This window comes from Flavobacterium anhuiense (genome assembly GCF_900101855.1).
Lineage (GTDB): Bacteria > Bacteroidota > Bacteroidia > Flavobacteriales > Flavobacteriaceae > Flavobacterium > Flavobacterium anhuiense.
Genome location: NZ_FMVC01000003.1, coordinates 139,549 through 162,726, shown reverse-complemented (window position 1 = coordinate 162,726; position 23,178 = coordinate 139,549). Strand labels below are relative to the sequence as shown.

The 23,178-nt window shown below is 34.0% G+C and carries 18 protein-coding genes; 16 read left to right on the top strand and 2 right to left on the bottom strand.

The genetic code is table 11. The annotated features are described in order from the left end of the window. Positions 1-267: 267 nt before the first annotated feature. The 8 genes from hisG to hisIE all read left to right on the top strand — a co-directional run bounded on the left by hisG (position 268) and on the right by hisIE (position 7,887). Positions 268-1,125, top strand: a complete 858-nt coding sequence (hisG, locus tag BLP44_RS08725; protein WP_091131779.1) for an ATP phosphoribosyltransferase — start codon at positions 268-270, stop codon at positions 1,123-1,125. Between the two features lie 154 nt (positions 1,126-1,279). Then, positions 1,280-2,563 carry a histidinol dehydrogenase gene (hisD, locus tag BLP44_RS08720; protein WP_091131776.1) on the top strand — a complete coding sequence of 428 codons (1,284 nt, stop codon included), beginning with the start codon at positions 1,280-1,282 and terminating at the stop codon, positions 2,561-2,563. A gap of 98 nt (positions 2,564-2,661) precedes the next feature. Beyond that, positions 2,662-3,708, top strand: coding sequence for a histidinol-phosphate transaminase (gene hisC / locus BLP44_RS08715; RefSeq protein WP_091131773.1), 1,047 nt, complete (start codon positions 2,662-2,664; stop codon positions 3,706-3,708). A 54-nt stretch (positions 3,709-3,762) separates the two neighbouring features. Further along, on the top strand, positions 3,763-4,899 hold the full coding sequence (gene hisB / locus BLP44_RS08710; protein ID WP_091131768.1) for a bifunctional histidinol-phosphatase/imidazoleglycerol-phosphate dehydratase HisB: 1,137 nt from the start codon (positions 3,763-3,765) through the stop codon (positions 4,897-4,899). A 67-nt stretch (positions 4,900-4,966) separates the two neighbouring features. Continuing rightward, positions 4,967-5,548 (top strand): imidazole glycerol phosphate synthase subunit HisH, encoded by a 582-nt coding sequence (hisH, locus tag BLP44_RS08705; RefSeq protein WP_091131764.1) that lies wholly within the window; start codon positions 4,967-4,969, stop codon positions 5,546-5,548. Positions 5,549-5,633: 85 nt separating this feature from the next. After that, positions 5,634-6,359 carry a 1-(5-phosphoribosyl)-5-[(5-phosphoribosylamino)methylideneamino]imidazole-4-carboxamide isomerase gene (gene hisA, locus BLP44_RS08700; protein ID WP_091131760.1) on the top strand — a complete coding sequence of 242 codons (726 nt, stop codon included), beginning with the start codon at positions 5,634-5,636 and terminating at the stop codon, positions 6,357-6,359. Positions 6,360-6,433: 74 nt separating this feature from the next. Further along, positions 6,434-7,189: an imidazole glycerol phosphate synthase subunit HisF gene (gene hisF / locus BLP44_RS08695; protein ID WP_091131756.1), complete on the top strand. Its 756-nt coding sequence runs from the start codon at positions 6,434-6,436 to the stop codon at positions 7,187-7,189. 95 nt (positions 7,190-7,284) lie between these two features. Then, complete coding sequence (hisIE, locus tag BLP44_RS08690; RefSeq protein ID WP_262494191.1) at positions 7,285-7,887, top strand: bifunctional phosphoribosyl-AMP cyclohydrolase/phosphoribosyl-ATP diphosphatase HisIE; 603 nt, start codon at positions 7,285-7,287, stop codon at positions 7,885-7,887. An 85-nt stretch (positions 7,888-7,972) separates the two neighbouring features. On the opposite strand, the gene BLP44_RS08685 is transcribed toward hisIE, so the two are convergent. Beyond that, positions 7,973-8,671 (bottom strand): carbohydrate-binding family 9-like protein, encoded by a 699-nt coding sequence (locus BLP44_RS08685; protein ID WP_091131748.1) that lies wholly within the window; start codon positions 8,669-8,671, stop codon positions 7,973-7,975. 162 nt (positions 8,672-8,833) lie between these two features. Here BLP44_RS08685 and BLP44_RS08680 point away from each other — a divergent pair, with 162 nt between their 5' ends. Further along, a complete protein-coding gene (locus BLP44_RS08680) occupies positions 8,834-10,489 on the top strand; it encodes a M1 family metallopeptidase (RefSeq protein WP_091131743.1) in 1,656 nt (551 codons plus the stop codon). A gap of 289 nt (positions 10,490-10,778) precedes the next feature. On the opposite strand, the gene BLP44_RS08675 is transcribed toward BLP44_RS08680, so the two are convergent. Next, positions 10,779-12,323 (bottom strand): hypothetical protein, encoded by a 1,545-nt coding sequence (locus BLP44_RS08675; RefSeq protein WP_091131740.1) that lies wholly within the window; start codon positions 12,321-12,323, stop codon positions 10,779-10,781. 155 nt (positions 12,324-12,478) lie between these two features. Between BLP44_RS08675 and BLP44_RS08670 the strand changes: the two genes are divergently transcribed. From BLP44_RS08670 to acs, 7 genes are all read left to right on the top strand, one after another. Beyond that, a complete protein-coding gene (locus tag BLP44_RS08670; RefSeq protein WP_091132854.1) occupies positions 12,479-13,654 on the top strand; it encodes a 2-isopropylmalate synthase in 1,176 nt (391 codons plus the stop codon). Between the two features lie 64 nt (positions 13,655-13,718). Further along, a complete protein-coding gene (gene leuB / locus BLP44_RS08665) occupies positions 13,719-14,837 on the top strand; it encodes a 3-isopropylmalate dehydrogenase (protein ID WP_091131737.1) in 1,119 nt (372 codons plus the stop codon). Between the two features lie 268 nt (positions 14,838-15,105). After that, positions 15,106-16,779 carry a dihydroxy-acid dehydratase gene (gene ilvD, locus BLP44_RS08660; protein ID WP_091132851.1) on the top strand — a complete coding sequence of 558 codons (1,674 nt, stop codon included), beginning with the start codon at positions 15,106-15,108 and terminating at the stop codon, positions 16,777-16,779. 160 nt (positions 16,780-16,939) lie between these two features. Continuing rightward, positions 16,940-18,628 carry a biosynthetic-type acetolactate synthase large subunit gene (ilvB, locus tag BLP44_RS08655; RefSeq protein ID WP_091132847.1) on the top strand — a complete coding sequence of 563 codons (1,689 nt, stop codon included), beginning with the start codon at positions 16,940-16,942 and terminating at the stop codon, positions 18,626-18,628. Between the two features lie 51 nt (positions 18,629-18,679). Beyond that, positions 18,680-19,201, top strand: a complete 522-nt coding sequence (gene ilvN / locus BLP44_RS08650; RefSeq protein ID WP_091131734.1) for an acetolactate synthase small subunit — start codon at positions 18,680-18,682, stop codon at positions 19,199-19,201. Positions 19,202-19,261: 60 nt separating this feature from the next. Then, complete coding sequence (gene ilvC, locus BLP44_RS08645) at positions 19,262-20,731, top strand: ketol-acid reductoisomerase (protein ID WP_008464100.1); 1,470 nt, start codon at positions 19,262-19,264, stop codon at positions 20,729-20,731. 492 nt (positions 20,732-21,223) lie between these two features. Next, positions 21,224-23,134: an acetate--CoA ligase gene (gene acs / locus BLP44_RS08640; RefSeq protein WP_008464101.1), complete on the top strand. Its 1,911-nt coding sequence runs from the start codon at positions 21,224-21,226 to the stop codon at positions 23,132-23,134. Positions 23,135-23,178: the final 44 nt, after the last annotated feature.

Sequence of the window (23,178 nt, the reverse complement as noted above, 5' to 3'; positions counted from 1 at the left end):
ATAAACTATCGTTAAGTTAAAATAAAAATTGCTTTTTAATTATTTTATCTAGTATATTTGCAACCGAATCAAAGAAGTAAAAAACAAAACAAATCATGATTTCAATTCAATTACATCATCATCATTTACATTATTGCTCTCAAGCGATGTGTTAATGGTATGCATGTAAATCATCATATTTTAAAACCCGTTTGAGTACATCAAACGGGTTTTTTAATTCAAGCTCTCTTTGTACTCAAACTATTAATTCAACAAACAACTAAAAAAATGAGTACTTTAAAAATTGCAATTCAAAAATCTGGACGTTTAAACGAAGACAGCATTCAAATCTTAAAGGACTGCGGTATTTCAATCAACAACGGAATCGACCAGTTAAAAGCCGAAGCTTCAAATTTTCCTCTTGAAGTTTTATATCTAAGAAATTCAGATATTCCTCAATATTTAATCGATGGAGTGGTAGATTTAGCTATAGTTGGCGATAATCTTTTGGTAGAGAAAGGAAAAGGAATCGAAGTAGTTCAGAAATTAGGATTTTCAAAATGCAAGGTTTCTGTTGCTGTCCCTAAAACCTTCGAATACAATTCGGTACAAGATTTAGCAAATCTTCGTATTGCTACCTCTTATCCCCATACAGTTACCGAATATTTTAATAAATTTGGTCTGACTGTAGATATTCACCAAATCTCTGGTTCTGTAGAAATTGCGCCAAATATTGGTCTTGCAGATGCCATTGTAGATATTGTTTCAAGCGGAAGCACTTTGTTCAAAAACAACTTAAAAGAAGTTGAAGTTATTTTGAAAAGTGAAGCAGTTCTGGCTGTTTCGCCAAAAGTTTCTCCGGAAATCCAGAAACACATTGATACTTTAAAATTCAGAATTCAAGCTGTTTTAAGAGCTAGAAATTCAAAATATATTCTAATGAACGTTCCAAATGACAAAATTGAAGCAGTTGGAAAAATCCTTCCAGTTTTAAGAAGTTTAACGGTTCTTCCGTTGGCTCAAGAAGGCTGGAGCAGTGTTCACTCTGTAATCGACAAAGATACTTTTTGGGATGTAATAGATCAGCTTAAAGAAGTAGGAGCAGAAGGAATTTTAGTTTGTCCAATTGAGAAAATGGTACTATAAAAAATAGAAATTCCAATATGAAAATTGCTTCGCCTATTCGCTATCGCTCGGGTCCAAATTCCAAGTTGCGGATGCAGCTTTGCGAACTTAGCGTTTTTTCAAGACAAAGAGAATAATAAAACCTTGCGCCCTTTGCGGTTAAAAAAATAAAGGCATGAATAAAATAGATAATCCAAAACCAGAAATCTGGTCAGAAATATTAAAAAGACCGACTAAAACTGTAGACGATATAGAACTTACGGTAAAAGAAATCTTCAAAGAAGTTCAAAGAAAAGGAGATGAAGCTGTTGCTAAATATACTTCAATCTTTGACGGAATTTCTTTAGGTAATTATGAAGTTGCTCAAGAAGAAATTCAAGAAGCGATTAGTTTGATTCCAACTGAACTCAAAGAGGCAATTGAGTTAGCGAAAGACAATATTTATAAGTTCCACAACGCTCAAAAAACAGATCGTGTTTCTGTTGAAACTATTGAAGGAGTAAACTGTTGGCAGGAAAAAAGACCAATTCAGAAAATAGGCTTATACATTCCAGGAGGAACAGCGCCTTTGTTTTCGACTGTTTTAATGTTGGCTGTTCCTGCTGAAATTGCAGGCTGTAAAGAAATTGTGTTGTGTTCTCCACCAGATAAAAAAGGAAAAATTAATCCCGCAATTTTATACGCAGCGAATTTATGCGGTGTAACTAAAATTCTAAAAGTTGGTGGAATCCAAGCTATTGCAGGAATGACTTTCGGGACACAATCAATTCCGAAAGTATATAAAATCTTTGGGCCAGGAAATCAATTTGTAACGGTTGCGAAACAATTGGCAACTCAATTTGGCGTTGCAATTGATATGCCTGCAGGGCCTTCAGAACTGTTAATTGTTGCTGATGATACTGCGGTTCCAGCTTTTGTAGCTTCAGATTTATTATCTCAAGCAGAACACGGAACTGACAGTCAGGTAATTTTAGTTTCGACTTCAAAAAAGCTAATTGCAGAAGTAGAAAAAGAAGTTCAATCACAATTGGAAGTTCTTCCTAGAAAAGCGATTGCAGAAAAAGCAATTGAAAATTCAAAATTGATTTATGTCGAAAATGATCAAATCGCTTTAGATTTAATCAATGAATATGGCCCAGAACACTTTATAATCTGCTCAGAATATGATGATTTCTATTGCAACGGAATTGTAAATGCAGGTTCTGTCTTCATAGGGAATTATACTCCTGAAAGTGCTGGAGATTATGCTTCAGGAACCAATCACACATTGCCAACAAATGGTTATGCGAAGAATTACAGCGGTGTAAATCTAGACAGTTTTATGAAATCAATGACATTCCAGAAAATTTCAGAAAAAGGAATTCAAAACATTGGAAAAGCTATAGAATTAATGGCTGAAGCCGAAGGGTTACAAGCGCATAAGAATGCTGTGACGCTGAGATTAAAGAGTTTAGAATAAGAAAGAGAAAAGAAGCAAGAAGAAAGATATTGAGTGGGTAAGATAAGAAGTCTTTTCTCTTGTTTCTTGTTTCTAATAGTCCAAAAAAACAACAACAAATGAACATATTCGATATAAACACAATAACAAGAGAAAACGTAAAATCGTTAAAACCCTATTCTTCTGCGAGAGATGAGTTTGAAGATTTTGATACAGCAGAAATGATTTTTTTGGATGCCAATGAAAATCCGTATCAGAATGGTGTAAATCGTTATCCAGATCCACAGCAGAATTCGGTTAAAGCGATTTTGGCCAAGAATAATTTAGTAAAGCAAAGTCAGATTTTGTTAGGAAACGGAAGTGATGAAGTTTTAGATTTGCTTTTTAGAGCTTTCTGCGAACCTAACAAAGACAATATTATTTCGCTTCCGCCTACATATGGAATGTACGGAGTTTTGGCAAACATCAATGCAGTAGAAAATAGAGAAATTTTGCTTTCAACCGATTTTCAGCCAGAAGTTGAAAAGATTCTAGAAGCGGTTGATGAAAATACTAAAATCATCTTTTTGTGTTCGCCGAACAATCCAACAGGAAATTCTTTCACTGATGAAAGCGTAGTTAAATTGCTTCAAAACTTCAATGGTTTAGTGGTAATTGATGAAGCCTATATTGATTTTTCAGATAAAGAAAGCTGGCTGACAGAAATCGACGAATACCCGAATTTAGTGATTACTCAAACTCTTTCCAAAGCGTATGGTTTAGCTGGGATCCGTTTAGGAATTTGTTATGCTTCTGAGGAAGTGATTTCAATTTTAAACAAAATCAAACCGCCTTATAACGTAAACGAATTAACACAGCAAAGAGCTAAAGAACGTTTAAAAGATTCTGATAAAATTAAACAAGAAATAGCTTCTATTATTGAGCAAAGAGAAGAGTTGCTTAAAGTATTGCTTGAAGTAAATTTTGTTAAGAAAGTGTATCCAACAGAAGCCAATTTTATCTTGGCAAAAGTAGATGACGCAAACAAAAGATACGACCAGTTAATCGAAAAAGGAATTGTTATCAGAAACAGAACAACACAACCTTTATGTGAAAATTGCCTTCGTTTTACAATAGGAACAAAAGAAGAAAATGCGGTTGTAATTAGAGAATTGAAATTGTTATAAACTATGACAGACCTAAAAGGTTTTTAAAACCTGTTAGGTCTCAAACTATAAACCATGAAAAAAGTACTTTTTATCGATCGTGACGGGACGATTGTTTTAGAACCTGAAAATTATCAATTAGATAGCCTAGATAAACTGGAGTTTTATCCAAAAGCATTTCAATATTTGGCTAAAATTGCTGCTGAATTAGATTACGAATTGGCAATGGTAACCAATCAGGACGGCTTAGGAACTGATAGTTTTCCAGAAGATACATTTTGGCCAACCCAAAATTTTATTTTGAAAGCTTTTGAAAACGAAGGAGTTGTTTTTGATGAAATCTTCGTCGACAGAACTTTTCCAGAGGAAAATGCGCCAACTCGCAAACCAAGAACCGGAATGCTGACTAAATATTTGAATAATCCAGAATATGATTTGGCGAATTCTTTTGTTTTAGGTGATCGTTTGACAGATGTAGAATTGGCTAAAAATCTTGGTGCAAAAGCGATTTTCATGAACGATACGGATGGAATTGGAAGCAATGAAATTTCATCTAAACGTGAAGAATTGAATGAAACAATCGTTTTACAGACAATGGATTGGAAGAAAATCTATGAGTTTTTGAAATTAGAAGCGCGCTCAGCTTCGATTACTCGTAAAACCAACGAAACAGATATTTACATTAATCTAAATCTTGACGGAACAGGAAAAAGTAAAATCGATACCGGAATTGCATTTTTCGACCACATGTTAGACCAAATCTCACGTCATGGTCAAATGGACTTAGAAATCACAGTAAAAGGCGATTTAGAAGTCGATGAGCACCATACAATTGAAGATACAGCAATTGCCTTAGGAGAAGTTTTCGCGAAAGCGTTAGGAAATAAATTAGGAATAGAACGTTATGGTTTCTGTTTGCCAATGGATGATTGTTTAGCACAAGCAGCAATTGATTTTGGAGGAAGAAATTGGCTCATTTGGGAAACCGAATTTAAACGTGAAATGGTAGGCAAAATGCCAACAGAAATGTTTTATCACTTCTTTAAATCGTTTACAGATGGCGCAAAAGCCAATTTAAATATCAAAGCAGAAGGAGTCAACGAACACCACAAAATCGAAGCTATTTTTAAAGCTTTCGCGAAAGCCATAAAAGTAGCCGTAAAAAGGGATACAGAAAAAATGATTTTGCCTTCGACGAAAGGGATGCTTTAAAGTTTATGGTTGTTGGTTGATAGTTGTTAGCCATCAACCAATAACCATCAACCAACAACTAAAAAGAATGAAAATAGTAATTATAAATTACGGAGCAGGGAATATTCAGAGCATTATGTTTGCTATTGAAAGATTGGGTTTTAAAGCTGTTCTGAGTAATAATCCAGACGAAATTAAATCGGCAGATAAAGTGATTTTTCCTGGCGTGGGCGAGGCGAGTTCGGCAATGGCAAAACTTCGCGAAAGCGGTTTGAACCGTTTGATTCCTCAATTGAAACAGCCTGTTTTGGGAATTTGTCTGGGGATGCAATTGATGTGCAATAAGACCGAAGAAGGAAATACCGAAGGTTTAGGGATTTTTGATGTTGACGTTTTGAAATTTTCAAACAACGTAAAAGTGCCTCAAATGGGCTGGAATCAGATTTATGATTTAAAAACTGATTTGTTTAAGGATGTTTCTGAAAATGAATTTATGTATTTGGTTCACAGTTTTTACGCTCCAAATTGCCAATACGCTGTGGCTAAAACCAATTATGATGTAGAATACGCATCGGCATTGCAAAAAGATAATTTCTACGGAACACAATTTCATCCAGAAAAAAGCGGTGATGTAGGAGAAAAGATTCTAGGAAACTTTTTAAAAATGTAAAAACTTCAATATCAATCAAAATATCAAAAATCAATTTCAATTTTTAGAATTTAAAATCTAAAATCAGAAATCTAAAATAATAAAAATGAGAATAATACCAGCCATAGATATCATTGATGGAAAATGCGTTCGTTTGTCCAAAGGTGATTATGATACGAAAATAATTTACAATGAGAATCCGCTTGAAGTGGCAAAATCATTTGAAGCGCACGGAATCGAATATCTGCATTTGGTAGATTTAGACGGCGCAAAATCAAGCAGAATTGTCAATTATAAGATTTTAGAACAAATCGCAACACAAACCAGCTTAAAAATTGATTTTGGTGGCGGATTAAAATCAGACGACGATTTGAGAATTGCTTTTGAAAGTGGCGCAAATCAGATTACTGGCGGAAGTATCGCCGTGAAAAACAGAGCCATTTTTGAAAAATGGATTTCAGAATACGGAACTGAAAAAATCATTTTGGGCGCAGATGCTAAAGATGAAAAAATTGCTGTTTCAGGCTGGTTAGAAGAATCAAATGAAGATTTGATTCCATTCATTCAGGATTATCAATCGAAAGGAATTCAGTACGTTATCTGTACAGATATTGCAAAAGACGGAATGCTTCAAGGTCCAAGTTTTGATTTGTATAAAAAGATTTTAGCAGAAGCGGAAGGTGTAAAATTAATCGCCTCAGGCGGAATTTCAACTTTTGACGAATTGCCAAAACTAGCAGAATTGGGTTGTGAAGGAACTATTATCGGAAAAGCGATTTACGAGGGAAGAATTACTTTGAAACAGTTAGAAAACTATATAATTGGTTTATAGTTATTAGTTGTCGGTTGATAGTTTATCGCATTAACCAACAACAATCAACCAATAACCAACAACTAAAATAAAAAATGTTAGCAAAAAGAATAATACCTTGTTTAGATATAAAAAACGGAAGAACCGTAAAAGGCGTTAATTTCGTTGACTTGCGAGACGCTGGAGATCCAGTTGAATTGGCGGCAATTTACTCGGCTGAAGGCGCAGACGAATTGGTTTTTCTAGATATTTCGGCAACAGAAGAAAGACGTAAAACACTTGTCAATATGGTGCGAAGTGTTGCAGAAAAAATCAATATTCCGTTTACGGTTGGTGGTGGGATTTCATCTGTTGAAGATGTTGATATTCTGCTGAATAACGGAGCTGATAAAGTTTCAATCAATTCATCGGCAGTTAAAAATCCACAATTAATTAATGATTTAGCGCAGAAATTTGGAAGCCAATGTGTTGTAGTTGCAATCGACGCCAAACAAATTGACGGACAATGGATTGTGCATTTAGTTGGCGGAAAAGTGCCAACAGAATTAAATCTTTTTGATTGGGCTGTTGAAGTTGCCGAACGCGGTGCAGGAGAAATTCTATTCACTTCAATGGATAACGACGGAACCAAAAATGGGTTTGCAAACGAAGCTTTGGCTAAACTTTCAGAATTAGTAAATATTCCGATTATTGCTTCTGGAGGAGCCGGAAACATTCAGCATTTCGTAGATTCGTTTAAAGAAGGAAAAGCAGATGCGGCTTTAGCGGCAAGTGTTTTTCACTTTAAAGAAATCGAAATTAAAGCCCTAAAACAAGAATTAAGAGATAATAATATAGAAGTGAGAATTTGAGAAAAAATTCCAATTTTTAAATTCCAAATTCCAATAATCCGAGTTTAGAAATTAATCTAAAATCTTCCCGATAGCTATCGGGACTAAAATCTAAAATTAAAATGGAAATCGATATCAAAAGCGCACACAAATTAATTCCGGCGATAATTCAGGATTCAGAAACAAAAAATGTTTTGATGCTGGGTTATATGAACGAAGAATCGCTTCAAAAAACAATAGAAACACAAAAAGTAACTTTCTTTAGTCGTTCAAAGCAAAGACTTTGGACAAAAGGGGAGGAGAGTGGCAACTTTTTAAATTTAGTAAGCATTAAAAATGACTGTGATGGCGATACGCTTTTAATTCAGGCAAAACCTGTTGGGCCAACGTGTCACACGGGTGCAGATACCTGTTGGCAGGAGCCAAATGATGCTAATTACGGTTTTATTTCACAATTAGAAAATACAATTAAAACTCGTAGAGAAAATGCTGATTATGAACAGAGTTATGTGGCTTCTTTGTTTGCAAAAGGAATAAATAAAATAGCGCAAAAAGTAGGTGAGGAAGCTGTAGAAGTCGTTATCGAAGCGAAAGACGATAATGACGATTTATTCCTTAGCGAAAGCGCTGACTTATTGTTTCATTATTTAATTCTACTTCAAGCAAAGGGTTTTAAATTGAATGATGTTATTGAAGTTTTGAAAAAACGTCAGAAGTAAAATATTTTGTTTCAGGTTTCAAGTTTCAAGTTGCTCACAGAACATGAAACTTGAAACTTGAAACATGAAACATGAAACAAAGTTATTACTCCACAAACTCAAAAACCGCAAATTCTTGCGGCTGATGAAATCCAAAAACTGAAGTTTTATAAGGCTGTAAAGCAATATATTCAGTGGTTTTACCGTAATCAATTCTAAAAGCATTTCCTCGCCATTTTGTCCCAGTTTTCGGTTTTTTAAAACCGCCATTTTCAATTTTTTTGAGACTAGAAAAAGGGATTTTGATTTCTACTGTATAGCCATCAGAATTTATTTTGCTTACAGATTCTAAGCCTTTAATATCGAAATCCATTGCCGTATTCCATCCTCCACATTCTGGTGAAATGCATTTTAAAACCAAATCGTAATTTGTAGAAAATGCATTCACTCCAATTTCAATATAATTTTGGCCATCTCCATCTGGATCTAGAAAAATTTCAGCTAAATCATCGGTGTTGAATATTTGAGAATCTTTTGTTTGCGGTGCTCCAATGATTTTAGAATCAGTGCATTTGTAAGCTAAATATAAGTTTTTGCTATTCCACGAAAGAGAAACAAAAGTTTGTTGTGAAGCTTTTTCGCCTGTGTTATGAATTGCAAACGGACCAAGAAAAGGCGTTTTCCACTCTGATAAATCACCATCAATATTAATTTTGTCATTTGTTTTATGAACAGGAAATGTCTGAGAATAAACGGATAATTGGCAGAATAAAAGCGAAACAATAGTAATGTATTGCAATTTCATAAAACACTAAATATAATTGAATCGCTAAAATAAAGAAAATGAGTTTATCTATTGTTTTTGATTGTTAAAATGATAAAAATTTAAAAAGTTTGATATGAATGTTTACATTTGTTGAAGATTAAAACAGGTTTGACAACCTTATTTATTTCAAATTTATAAATAATGAAAAAACACTTTTGTGGGGCATTTATCGCCTTTTTAGTTGGTTTTGCGGCCAATGCTCAGGGACTTTTAAATAAGTCAGAAACCGTTTTTACACATCAGGACACTTTACGCGGAAGCATTACAAAAGAAAGAGCTTGGTGGGATTTAAAATATTATCATCTTAATGTAAAGGTAAATCCAAAAGAAAAATCTATTTCAGGTTCGAATACTGTTCGTTATACTGTTTTGACAGAAAGTAACCGCATGCAGATCGATTTGCAGCAGCCAATGAATATTACCAAGGTAACGCAGAACGGAAAAGAATTAAAATTTGAAAGAGATGGAAATGCGTTTTTTATTACTTTAAATGAAAAACAAAAAGTTGGTGATACTAAGGAGATTATAGTTTATTATGAAGGAAAACCGAAAGAAGCTGTAAGAGCACCATGGGATGGAGGTTTTTCTTGGAAAAAAGATAAAAACGGAAAAGATTTTATTGCTACATCTTGTCAGGGTTTAGGCGCTAGTGTTTGGTGGCCTTGCAAAGATCATATGTATGATGAAGTAGAAAATATGCTTATCAGCGTGAATGTGCCAGGAGATTTAACGGAGGTTTCTAACGGAAGACTGAAAAGCGTTAAAAAAGAAAAAGACGGAACTAAAACTTTCAATTGGTATGTTTCTAATCCAATTAATAATTATGGTGTAAACATCAATATTGGTGACTATGTAAATTTCTCTGAAGTATTTAAAGGTGAAAAAGGAAATTTAGACTGTAATTATTATGTTCTTAAAGATAATTTAGCTTTAGCTAAAGAACATTTCAAAGATGCTCCAAAAATGCTGAAAGCTTTCGAAAGTTGGTTTGGACCATATCCGTTTTACGAAGACAGTTATAAATTGGTAGAAGTGCCTTATTTGGGAATGGAGCACCAAAGTTCTGTAACCTATGGAAACCAATATAAACAAGGTTATTTAGGACGTGACTTAAGTGGAACAGGTTGGGGGCTAAAATTTGATTTTATCATCATTCATGAATCTGGACACGAATGGTACGCTAACAATATTACCTACAAAGATATTGCAGATATGTGGGTTCATGAGAGTTTTACCAATTATTCTGAGAGCCTTTTTGTAGAGTATTATTATGGTAAAGAAGCTGGTGCTGAATATGTTATTGGATGCAGACAAAATATTGAAAATGACAAGCCAATCATCGGGCATTATGATGTAAATAATGAAGGATCTGGAGATATGTATCCAAAAGGAGCCAATATGCTTCATACAATTCGTCAAATAATTAATGATGATGCTAAATGGAAATCGATTTTAAGAGGCATGAATAAGACTTTTTATCATCAAACCGTTACAGGAAAACAGATTCAAGATTATATTAACGAACAATCTGGAATTAATTTCAATAGAGTTTTTGCACAATATTTAACCACAACCCAAATTCCGGTTTTTGAATATATGTTTAAAAACGGAACTTTTGGTTACCATTGGACTAATTGTGTTTCTAAATTTGATATGCCTGTAAAAGTTAAAATTAATGGAGTAGAAACTTGGTTAAAACCAACAACAGAATGGCAGTCTATAAAAACAGATAACGAAGACAGAAAACTGGAAGTAGACAAAAACTTCTATGTTACTACTTCTAATATAGTCGAATAAAAATTCGACAAATTTCAATTTTTAAAATCCCAAATTCCAATTTTAAGTGGAGTTTGGGATTTTTTTGATTTTGAAACCCGACAGGTTTTTAAAAACTGTCGGGTTTGTAGTTTTTAGTATCTAGTATGTCATTTCGACGAAGGAGAAATCTCCACAAGAAACTCCACAAAGATTGGACTTTTGTTACGGAGCTACTTGCGAAGATTTCTCCTTCGTCGAAATGACAAAAAAGCCTTGAAATTCAAGGCTTTTTATTGGGATTTGGAATTTCTTTATTGGAATTTAAATCTTAACGATTATTCAATTTCGCTTTCTCCTTAATAATATCAGCAATTTTCCTATTTTCAATTTTGCTTTCGAGCCACGAAATGATATCTAAATATAAGAAAGCCCTTTTTTCATATGTATTCTTTTCAAGCTCAACGAAACGAGTGTGCATTTTCTTGAATTCCTTTTTGATATCAGCAGGGTAAAAGTTGTTTAGGTTTCTTAAAAACTTGATTATTTCTTTTTGAACTTCATGCAAGTCGTTCATTTTCAATAAGAACTTATAGGTGCTTTTTAAATGATTTTCTAAATAATAATCTTTACCAAGTTCATAATGCGCAATAAGCGACAATAATCTCGCAAAACACATTAAATCTTCACGCATCGTCAAGTTTTTATTGTTGATGATTTTGTCTAAATAATTGATGCACTCATTGTATTTTTCGTTACCAAAATAAATAGAAGCAATTTTATAGAAAAACAACATCTCGTGATGCTCGTCAAGATGTTCACTATGCAATTTCAGTTTATTTAAAATTTCTGGAATTAAATATTCGCTTTCCGCGAAAGTACCTTCTAAAATATGCAGATTTAATTTATTGTTATAGACATATAAGAAAGACAATGAGGCAAGATTATCGTTTACAGGAAATTTAGGATCAGCGATTGTTTCTTCCAGAAGATTTAGATATTTCTTGAAATTCGATTTATATTTTAACATATAAAGCGATTCTAAGAAATAATGATTTCCTTTTAGGAAGAAAACAGGATTCAGATAAATCATATTTGGATTATCATAGAAAAGCTGAACCCATTTATAAGCAAATTTATAACTCGCTAAAAAATCTTGAACTAGAAAGCTTCGCCAAAGGTTGGCATTGTAAAACCAATACTTTTCTCGGAAACCAAATTTACTCTCATCAAGCTTGGAAATATGCTTATTAAAGTAATCATCAATATATCTGTACTCTTTATCATTTTTAACATAACCTGTTTTCAGCATGATTCCGTACAGCTGAAGAGATAAATTGGATAATTTGCTTGAAATCGTATTTCTATAATTCAATTCTTTGGCCTGAACTACCAATTCGTCAGCACGACCTTGAATACTTCGGGTGATGTATTGCGATTCAATTAGTTTTTCGAATTCAACAATTTCATACGCCATATATTTTTCATCATTCTCTAAAGCTTGCTGTTTGGTTTTATCCAATATTTTCAAGCTCTGCTTGTATAATCCTTTATTATAAAGAATAACAGCAAAATCCATTTGCTCTCGAAGCTGATAACGAATATTCTGACTAGGAATATTTAGTCTTATACTAACCAGGATTTGTTTGTATAAGTATGATTTTAAGTTAGATAACTGCACTTTTTGGATAACACCACTTTTCAAAATGAGTTTTTCATCGTAAACTTCAGATTTATCTAAAATGTTGAATAATTCGATAAATTTTGTATTTGAACTCGTTTCTAATCGGCTTGCAAAAATTTTAAACTGCCTTTTTTCTGATTTCGAAAGTGATTTGATTAGAACAAATAAGAAATCTTTTTGATGGTTAGCCATTGTAAAAAATAATAATATAACTTACTGATTATAAGTTAGTTAATATAGTATAAGTCGTTTTATAAACAGTATAATTTCATTAAAATGAATTTCATACTGTAATAGTACAATATATATTTGTTATCAAGATGTGAAATTACATTAAATAAATGAATATGAATAGAGAGAAAGTTCAAATTTTTGACACCACATTGCGAGATGGTGAACAAGTTCCAGGATGTAAGTTAGATACTAAACAGAAATTAGTTATCGCAGAACGACTAGACAAAATGGGAGTTGACATTATCGAAGCAGGCTTTCCAGTGTCAAGTCCGGGCGATTTTTTATCGGTCTCTGAGATTTGTAAAATTGTAGAAAATGCAACCGTCTGCGGACTAACAAGAGCCGTAAAAAATGACATTGATGTTGCTGCAGCTGCTTTAAAGCATGCTAAGAAACCTAGAATCCATACTGGAATCGGAACTTCGGAATCTCATATACTCCACAAATTACAAACTACGCCTGAAGATATTATTGCAAGAGCAAAATTTGCTGTATCACACGCTAAATCTTATGTAGAAGATGTAGAATTCTACGCTGAAGATGCCGGTAGAACAGACAATGCTTTTCTTGCAAAAGTTTGTGAAGAAGTTATCAAATCTGGAGCTACAGTATTGAATATTCCTGATACTACTGGATATTGTCTTCCAGAAGAATACGGAGCGAAAATTAAATACTTAAAAGAAAACGTAAAAGGAATCGAAAACGTAATCCTTTCATGCCACTGTCATAATGATTTAGGAATGGCAACTGCAAACTCAATTGCAGGAGCTATAAATGGAGCAAGACAAATTGAATGTACTATTAATGGTATAGGCGAAAGAGCTGGAAACACGGCGCTTGAAGAAGTGGTAATGATTTTCAAACAGCACCCTTACTTAAATTTAGATACAAACATTAATACTAGAGAATTGAACGAAATGAGCCGTTTAGTTTCTGAAAGTATGGGAATGATTGTACAGCCAAATAAAGCAATTGTTGGAGCAAATGCTTTTGCACACAGTTCTGGTATTCACCAAGATGGTGTAATCAAAAACAGAGCAACTTACGAGATCATGGATCCGCTAGATGTGGGAGTGAATGAATCTTCAATCATTTTAACAGCAAGAAGCGGAAGAGCTGCTTTAGCTTACCGTGCTAAAAAAGTAGGTTACGAATTGACAAAAACACAATTGGATATCGTTTACATCGAATTCTTGAAATTCGCTGATATTAAAAAAGAAGTTGTAGACGCAGATATCCACCAAATTATAGAAGCTTCTAAAATAGAAGGAGATTTAATAAGAAACTAAAATAAGTATAAAAATAAGAGTTTAAGGAACAATAAGGATTTAAAGACATAAAGAGCGAGAGATTATGAATTTAAAAATTGCAGTTTTACCAGGAGATGGAATTGGACCTGAAGTAATATTACAGGCTAAAAAAGCTTTGTACGCCATTGGCGAAGTGTATAATCATGAATTTGTTTTTGAAGAAGCACTGATGGGAGCGGTTGCTATCGATAAAACGGGGAACCCTTTGCCGGAGCAGACTCTAAATCTGTGCTTAAATACAGATGCGGTTTTGCTTGGTGCAATTGGAGATCCTAAATATGATAACAATCCAAATGCAAAGGTTCGCCCAGAGCAAGGATTATTAAAATTGCGAAAAGAATTAGGATTGTTTGCTAATATTCGTCCTATAAAACCTTATAAAGCCTTAATCGAATCTTCTCCTTTAAAAAGAGAAATTATTGAAGGAGCTGATTTTACCATTTTTAGAGAATTAACTGGTGGAGCTTATTTCGGAACTAAAACACTTAATGAAGAAGGAACACATGCTTCGGATTTATGTGAATATTCAGAAGAAGAAATTACAAGAATTGCACATTTAGCTTTTAAATCGGCGCAAAAAAGACGTAAAAAGCTAACAATGGTAGACAAAGCAAATGTTTTGGAAACTTCAAGATTGTGGAGAAAAGTAGTTCAGAAGGTGAGCGAAGAGTATTCAGATGTTAAACTTGATTTCTTATTTGTGGATAATGCAGCAATGCAGTTAATCTTAAATCCGAAACAATTTGATGTGATTTTGACTGAGAATTTGTTCGGAGATATTTTATCTGATGAAGCTAGCGTAATTACAGGTTCAATTGGATTATTGCCATCGGTATCTTTAGGTGAAAAAAATGCTTTGTTTGAACCAATTCACGGATCATATCCACAGGCGAAAGGAAAAAACATTGCCAATCCAATTGCTTCGATTTTGGCAGCAGCACTTTTGCTAGAGCACTTTGGATTAACTAAAGAAGCTCATGTAATCTATAAAGCGGTTGAAAAAGCAATTGAATACAAAGTAGTTACAGTTGATTTGAAACCAGACTCAAAATTTGGAACAAATGAAGTTGGAGAGTTTGTTTCTAATTTTATTTTCAGCAAAGATGATTTGCTTTATTTCAATAATGACAATGTAAGTATTGGGCAATCTACAATTGTTTAATATTTTTTGTTAAAACTTGAATATAATCACAAGAAGTATTGTAAATGTTGAGATTTTATTTTTTTACTTCCAGAAGTTTATTTACTTTTGTGACACTAAAAAATAAATGATGCAAATCTCAATTATTATTACTTCTGTCGTTGTTGTCAATGTGATTCACACATCTGCATCGGGAATGTTATAAATATAATTGAAAGACTATATTACAAACCTTCCAAATACTGGAAGGTTTTTTTTTGAACAAAAAATTAAAAAAAATAAAACTATAATGGAATTAAATAAGTACAGCAAGACCATCACACAAGATCAAACACAGCCAGCGGCGCAAGCGATGTTGTACGGAATTGGTTTAACTGAAGAAGATTTAAAAAAAGCACAAGTTGGAATTGTGAGCATGGGTTACGATGGTAACACTTGTAACATGCACCTTAATGATTTAGCACAAGATGTTAAAAAAGGTGTCTGGGATGCAGATCTTGTCGGACTTATTTTTAATACCATAGGTGTCAGCGACGGTATTTCTAACGGAACTGAGGGTATGCGTTACTCACTAGTTTCTCGTGATGTAATCGCAGATTCTATCGAAACAGTTGTGGGAGCGCAATGGTATGATGGTTTAATTGCAATTCCGGGATGCGATAAAAATATGCCAGGTGCTTTAATTGCAATGGGAAGGTTAAACCGTCCATCTCTTATGGTTTATGGAGGTTCTATCCATTCTGGAAAATGGAAAGGAGAATCTTTAAATATCGTTTCTGCTTTTGAAGCTTTAGGAAAAAAAGTAAAAGGCGAAATTACTCCAGAAGATTTTAAAGGTGTTATTCAAAATGCTTGTCCAGGAGCTGGTGCTTGCGGTGGAATGTATACTGCAAATACAATGTCTTCTGCTATTGAAGCATTAGGAATGAGTTTGCCTTACAGTTCTTCAAACCCTGCTTTAAGTCAGGAGAAAAGAGACGAATGTCTTGAAGCTGGAAAAGCAATCAAAATATTATTAGAAAAAGATATTAAGCCAAGAGACATTATGACTCGCAAGGCTTTTGAAAACGCTATCACAATTGTAGCTGTTTTAGGTGGTTCTACAAATGCTGTTATGCACTTAATTGCAATGGCTCACTCAGTTGGAATCACAATTACATTAGATGATTTCCAAGCGATTAACGATAGAACACCAGTATTGGCAGACATGAAGCCAAGCGGTAAGTATATGATGGAAGACATTCACGAAGTAGGAGGTATTCCAGCAGTTATGAAATACTTATTGAAAGTTGAACTTATTCATGGGGACTGTTTAACAGTTACAGGAAAAACAGTTGCAGAAAACTTAGCTTCAACTCCAGATTTACAAGACGGACAAGAAGTAATTCATGAAATTCAAAAAGCATTAAAGCCAACAGGAAATATTCAGGTATTATACGGAAATCTTGCTACTGAAGGTGCTGTAGCAAAAATCAGTGGAAAAGAAGGAGAATATTTCGAAGGTCCAGCTGTTGTATTTGAAGGTGAATTTGAAGTAATTCCAGGTCTTCAAGCCGGAAAGATTAAACCAGGTAATGTAGTCGTCATCAGGGGGTGTGGACCAAAAGGTGGTCCGGGAATGCCTGAAATGCTGAAGCCTACATCTGCTATTATTGGTGCTGGATTAGGAAGCAGTTGTGCGCTAATTACAGACGGTAGATTCTCGGGCGGTTCGCACGGTTTCGTGGTAGGACACGTTACACCAGAAGCATATGACGGTGGTGGTATTGCACTAGTAAAGGATGGTGACTTAATCGCCATTGATGCTGTGAAAAATACAATCGACCTGAAGATATCTGACGAAGAATTTGCAGCAAGAAAAGCGGCTTGGGTTCAGCCGGCTTTAAAAGTTGACAGAGGGGTTTTACTTAAATACGCTAAGTCGGTTTCGAGTGCATCAACAGGATGTGTAACCGATAAATAATTATAAAAAATCAAAAATCAATATCAATTACAATAACAAAAAGCAATAGCAATAAAAATTAAAAATTTCAAAAATAAACTTAAAGTTAAAGATGAAATTGACTTTTGATACTGCCATTGAATTTTGAAATTGAAATTTGACATTGGAAAAAAAATATACTATGAAAATATCAGGGGCAGAAGCCGTTATAAGATGTTTATTAGCAGAAGGAGTAGATTTAATTTATGGTTATCCAGGTGGAGCTATAATGCCAGTTTACGACGAATTATATAAATTTCAAGATCAGTTACACCACGTTTTAGTGCGTCATGAACAAGGTGCAACGCATGCAGCTCAAGGTTATGCAAGGGCTACAGGAAAAGTAGGGGTGGCCATTGCTACTTCTGGACCAGGAGCTACAAATTTAGTAACTGGTATCGCAGATGCTCAAATCGATTCAACTCCTTTAGTGTGTATTACGGGGCAAGTTGGAAGACATTTATTGGGATCTGATGCATTTCAGGAAACCGATATTATCGGAATTTCAACTCCGGTTACAAAATGGAATTTCCAAGTAACCGAAGCTTCTCAAATTCCTGAAATTATTGCAAAAGCATTTTACATTGCTCGTTCTGGACGCCCAGGGCCAGTTTTGGTTGATATTACTAAAAATGCTCAATTTGATGAGTTCGAATTTAGTTATGAAAAATGCACAGGAATTAGAAGTTATGTTCCTGTTCCAAAATTAAATTTAGACAAAGTTGCTGAAGCTGCTGCTTTAATTAATAGTGCAAAAAAACCGCTTATTGTTTTTGGTCAAGGGATTATTTTAGGTCAGGCAGAAGCTGAGTTTAAAGCAGTGGTTGAAAAATCTGGAATTCCAGCAGCTTGGACAATCTTAGGATTGTCAGCTTTACCAACAGATCATCCTTTGAACGTTGGTATGCTTGGAATGCACGGAAATTATGCGCCAAATTTGCTAACAAACGAATGTGATGTTTTAATTGCTTTCGGAATGCGTTTTGACGACCGTGTTACAGGTAAATTAAGCACTTATGCAAAACAAGCAAAAGTAATTCACTTCGAAATTGATCCTGCTGAGATTGATAAAAACGTTAAGACGGATATTGCTGTTTTAGGAGATGTTAAAGAATCTTTGGCTGCTTTATTGCCATTATTAGATGCAAAATCTCATGATTTATGGCACAATGAGTTTAAAGAATTAAGTAAAGTTGAATATGATTCTGTAATAAAAGAAGAATTAAATCCAACAAACGGTAAAGGAATTTCGATGGGAGAAACAATCGAAATGATCAACAAACATTCAAAAGGAGACGCCATTATCGTTTCAGACGTTGGTCAGCACCAAATGTTTGCTTGTCGTTACGCTAAATTCAATTCAACAAAAAGTAATATTACTTCTGGCGGTTTAGGAACAATGGGATTCGCATTGCCTGCTGCGATTGGAGCAAAAATGGGAAAACCAGATCGCGAAGTAGTAGCTATTATTGGTGATGGAGGTTTCCAGATGACAATTCAGGAACTAGGAACAATTTTTCAAACAGAAGTTCCAGTAAAAATTGTGGTTTTAAACAACGAATTCTTAGGAATGGTTCGCCAGTGGCAAGAATTATTCTTTGATAACAGATATGCTTCAACAAAAATGATCAATCCAAATTTCATTGCCATTGCTGAAGGATATCATATCAAATCTAAAAAAGTTACACAGCGTGAAGATTTAGATGCTGCAGTCGCTGAGATGCTGGCGTCAAAAGATTCATATTTCTTAGAAGTTGTAGTTGAAAAAGAAAACAACGTTTTCCCAATGATTCCAACAGGAGCTTGTGTATCAGAAATTAGATTAAGTTAAGAAAAGTTTCAATCCCGATAGCTATCGGGAAAATAAAACTAAAAAAACATCATGGAAGATAAAACATTTACCATATCGGTATACTCAGAAAATAATGTGGGACTGTTGAATAGAATATCTGGAATATTCTTAAAGCGTCACATTAATATATTAAGTCTAAATGTTTCAGAATCAGAGATAGAGAATGTTTCAAGATTTATCATTGTTGTAAATACGACAGAAAAATGGGTTCAGAATATTGTTGGACAAATCGAAAAACAAATTGAAGTTATAAAAGCATTTTATCATACAGATGAAGAAACAATTTTCTTAGAAAATGCCTTGTTTAAAATTGCTTCAAGCTTGTTGTTTGACGAGAAGCAAATTCAGAATATCATCAAAGAAAGCCAGTCTACGATTGTAACGGTTTCTCGAGATTTCTTTGTGATTTCAAAATCAGGAAGACGTTCTGAAATTGAGGAATTATACCAAAAGTTCAAACCATACGGAATTATGCAGTTTGTGCGTTCGGGAAGAATATCAGTTTCTAAGCAAAAAATGGAAATTTCTTCATTGCTAGAAACTTTTGAATAATAAAATCTTAGTTATATATAATCAATATTAAATTTCATTTCATTAAATATTAAAACAAAAATGGCAAATTATTTCAATACATTACCACTTAGATTACAATTAGAACAATTAGGAGTTTGCGAATTTATGGAGCAATCAGAATTTGCAGACGGAATTGCAGCATTGGCTGGAAAAAAAGTTGTAATTGTTGGTTGTGGAGCACAAGGTTTGAATCAAGGTTTAAACATGAGAGATTCTGGTTTAGACATTTCTTACGCATTGCGTGCAGATGCAATTGCAGAAAAAAGAGCTTCTTATAAAAATGCAACTGAAAATGGTTTCAAAGTAGGAACTTACGAAGAATTGATTCCAACTGCAGATCTAGTTTGCAACCTTACACCAGACAAGCAACACACTGCTGTGGTAACTGCTATTATGCCATTAATGAAACAAGGTTCTACTTTGGCTTATTCTCACGGATTTAACATTGTGGAAGAAGGAATGCAGATTCGTAAAGACATCACTGTTATTATGTGTGCTCCTAAATGTCCAGGTTCTGAGGTGCGTGAAGAATACAAAAGAGGATTTGGAGTTCCAACTCTTATCGCTGTTCACCCAGAGAACGATCCGAACGGATTTGGTTTAGATCAAGCAAAAGCTTATGCTGTAGCAACTGGAGGACACAGAGCTGGAGTTTTAAGATCATCTTTCGTGGCTGAAGTAAAATCAGACTTAATGGGTGAGCAGACAATTCTTTGCGGATTATTGCAAACAGGATCTATTTTATGTTTTGATAAAATGGTTGAAAAAGGAATCGATCCTGCTTATGCATCTAAATTAATCCAATACGGATGGGAAACTATCACTGAAGCTTTGAAACACGGTGGTATTACAAATATGATGGATCGTTTAAACAATCCTTCAAAAATTGAAGCTTACGAATTGGCTGAAGAATTGAAAGATATCATGCGTCCGTTATTCCAAAAACACCAAGACGATATCATTTCTGGGGAATTCTCTAGAACTATGATGATTGACTGGGCAAATGACGATGTTAACTTATTGAAATGGAGAGCTGCAACAGGAGAAACTAACTTCGAAAAAACAGCTCCACAAGAAGCTCCAATCTCTGAGCAAGAATATTTTGATAATGGAGTATTGATGATTGCAATGGTAAAAGCTGGTGTTGAATTAGCTTTCGAAACAATGACAGAGGCTGGAATCATCGAAGAATCTGCTTATTATGAGTCTTTACATGAATTGCCATTAATTGCAAACACAATTGCAAGAAAGAAATTATTCGAAATGAACCGTGTAATTTCTGACACTGCTGAGTACGGATGTTACTTATTTGATCATGCGTGTAAGCCATTATTGACTGAATTCATGAAAAAAGTTGAAACTAATATTATAGGTAAACCATTTTCTACTTCAAACGGAGTAGACAATACCGTATTAATTGCTGTAAACAAAGCAATCCGTCAGCATCCTATCGAAGAAGTAGGAGCTTGGTTGAGAGAGTCTATGACAGCAATGAAAAAAATTGGATAATAAAAAATTGGGAATTTCCGCAGAATCCGATTCTGCGGAATTTGCACTGTATCAATGATTTGTAATATTTTGAATTAGTAAGCACTTATTAAGATAATAGATATAGATGCATATTGCATTCACTTAACTTCAGATAATAAGCAAGTTAAGTGAAGCGGATCCCTAAAATGGGGTATATTTTGAAAAAAAATATACTTGTTGAAATTTCTGTTTTAATTAATAAGGATGCTGCTATTTTCAAAATAGAGAAAAATTTTGCAACGCATTTACAAAATTAATTGTTATTGAAATTTGTTAAATTAAAAAAGGCATAATATCTGTTTATTATGCCTTTTTTGCCCTTAAGTAATAATAAAAAATAAAGTTTTAAAATAATTTCAGATAATTATCATATTTTATTAAATAAATGTTTTTTTTTGATAAAATTTATGAATTAAATTATTTCACGGATACGTTCAGATTTAATACATTTATAAAAAAATTCAACAAACGATGAGCTATTACAAAATTGAAAATTTAGAACAATACTTTAAACATTACAATAAGTCAATAAGAGAGCCAAGAAAATTTTGGGGAAAAATAGCAGAGGAGAATTTCACATGGTACCAGCAATGGGAAAAAGTTGTTGATTTTAATATGGCTGAGGCTGAAGTAAAATGGTTTACAGATGCTAAAGTTAACATTACCAAAAACTGTATTGATAGACATTTAAGCAAAAGAGGAGAGAAGACGGCAATTATTTTTGAACCGAACGATCCTTCTGAAGAGGCTTTACATATATCGTATAATGAATTATACGAGAGAGTTTCAAAAATGGCAAACGTTCTTCGCGAGCAAGGTGTTCGCAAAGGGGACAGAGTTTGCATTTATTTGCCAATGATTCCAGAATTGGCTGTTGCTGTTTTAGCTTGTGCTAGAATTGGAGCAATTCACTCAGTAGTTTTTGCTGGATTTTCTGCTTCTGCAGTTTCTGCAAGAATCAACGATTGCGAGTGTAAAATGGTGATTACATCTGACGGAGGTTATAGAGGAAATAAAACAATTGATCTTAAAGGAATTGTTGATGAAGCTTTAGAAACTTGTCCTTCTGTAACAAAAGTTTTAGTTGCAAAAAGAACTAATACTGATGTTAAAATGAAAGAGGGCCGTGACATTTGGTTGCAACCATTATTAGACGCAGCTTTGGATAATAGCGTTGCTGAAATTATGGATGCCGAAGATCCTTTATTTATTTTATATACTTCAGGATCAACAGGAAAACCAAAAGGAATGGTTCATACTACTGCAGGTTACATGGTATATACAGCGTATACTTTTAAAAACGTTTTCAATTACGAAGACAATGACATTTTCTGGTGTACTGCAGATATCGGATGGATTACAGGTCACTCTTATATATTGTACGGACCATTATTGAATGGCGCTACAACTGTAATTTTTGAAGGAGTGCCTTCTTATCCAGATTTTAGCCGTTTTTGGGATATTATCGAAAAACATAAAATTACACAATTCTATACTGCACCAACTGCAATCCGTTCGTTGGCAAAAGAAAGTTTAGATTATATTCAAAAATATCCTCTTAAATCACTTAAAGTTATTGGATCTGTTGGAGAGCCAATCAACGAAGAAGCTTGGCACTGGTTTAATGACCACGTTGGAGATAAGAGATGTCCAGTTGTAGATACTTGGTGGCAGACAGAAACAGGAGGAATCATGATATCGCCGATTGCTTTTGTAACACCAACAAAACCAACTTATGCAACTTTACCATTACCTGGAATTCAGCCAGTTTTGATGGATGAAAAACGCAATGAAATTGAAGGAAATCAAGTAGTTGGAAGTTTGTGTATTAAATTCCCGTGGCCAGGAATTGCCAGAACTATTTGGGGTAATCACGATCGTTACAAAGAAACTTATTTCTCTGCTTTCCCTGGAAAATATTTTACAGGAGACGGAGCATTAAGAGATGAAGTGGGTTATTACAGAATCACCGGTAGAGTAGATGATGTAGTAATTGTTTCTGGACATAACTTAGGAACTGCGCCAATTGAAGATGCAATCAACGAACATCCAGCTGTTGCAGAATCTGCTATTGTTGGATTCCCTCACGATATTAAAGGAAATGCTTTATATGGTTTTGTAATTCTGAAAGAAACAGGAGAAGTTAGAAACAAAGAAAATCTGGCTAAGGAGATTAATCAATATATTGCAGATCACATTGGGCCAATCGCTAAATTAGACAAGATTCAATTCGTTTCTGGTTTGCCAAAAACTCGTTCAGGAAAAATTATGCGTAGAATACTGCGTAAAATAGCAGAAGGAGATTTTTCTAATTTTGGAGATACAACGACTTTACTAAATCCAGAAGTAGTTGAAGAAATTATGAAAGAAAGAATTTCTTAATTTGAAACATAAACAAAAAAAACGCCTCTTAATTTAGAGGCGTT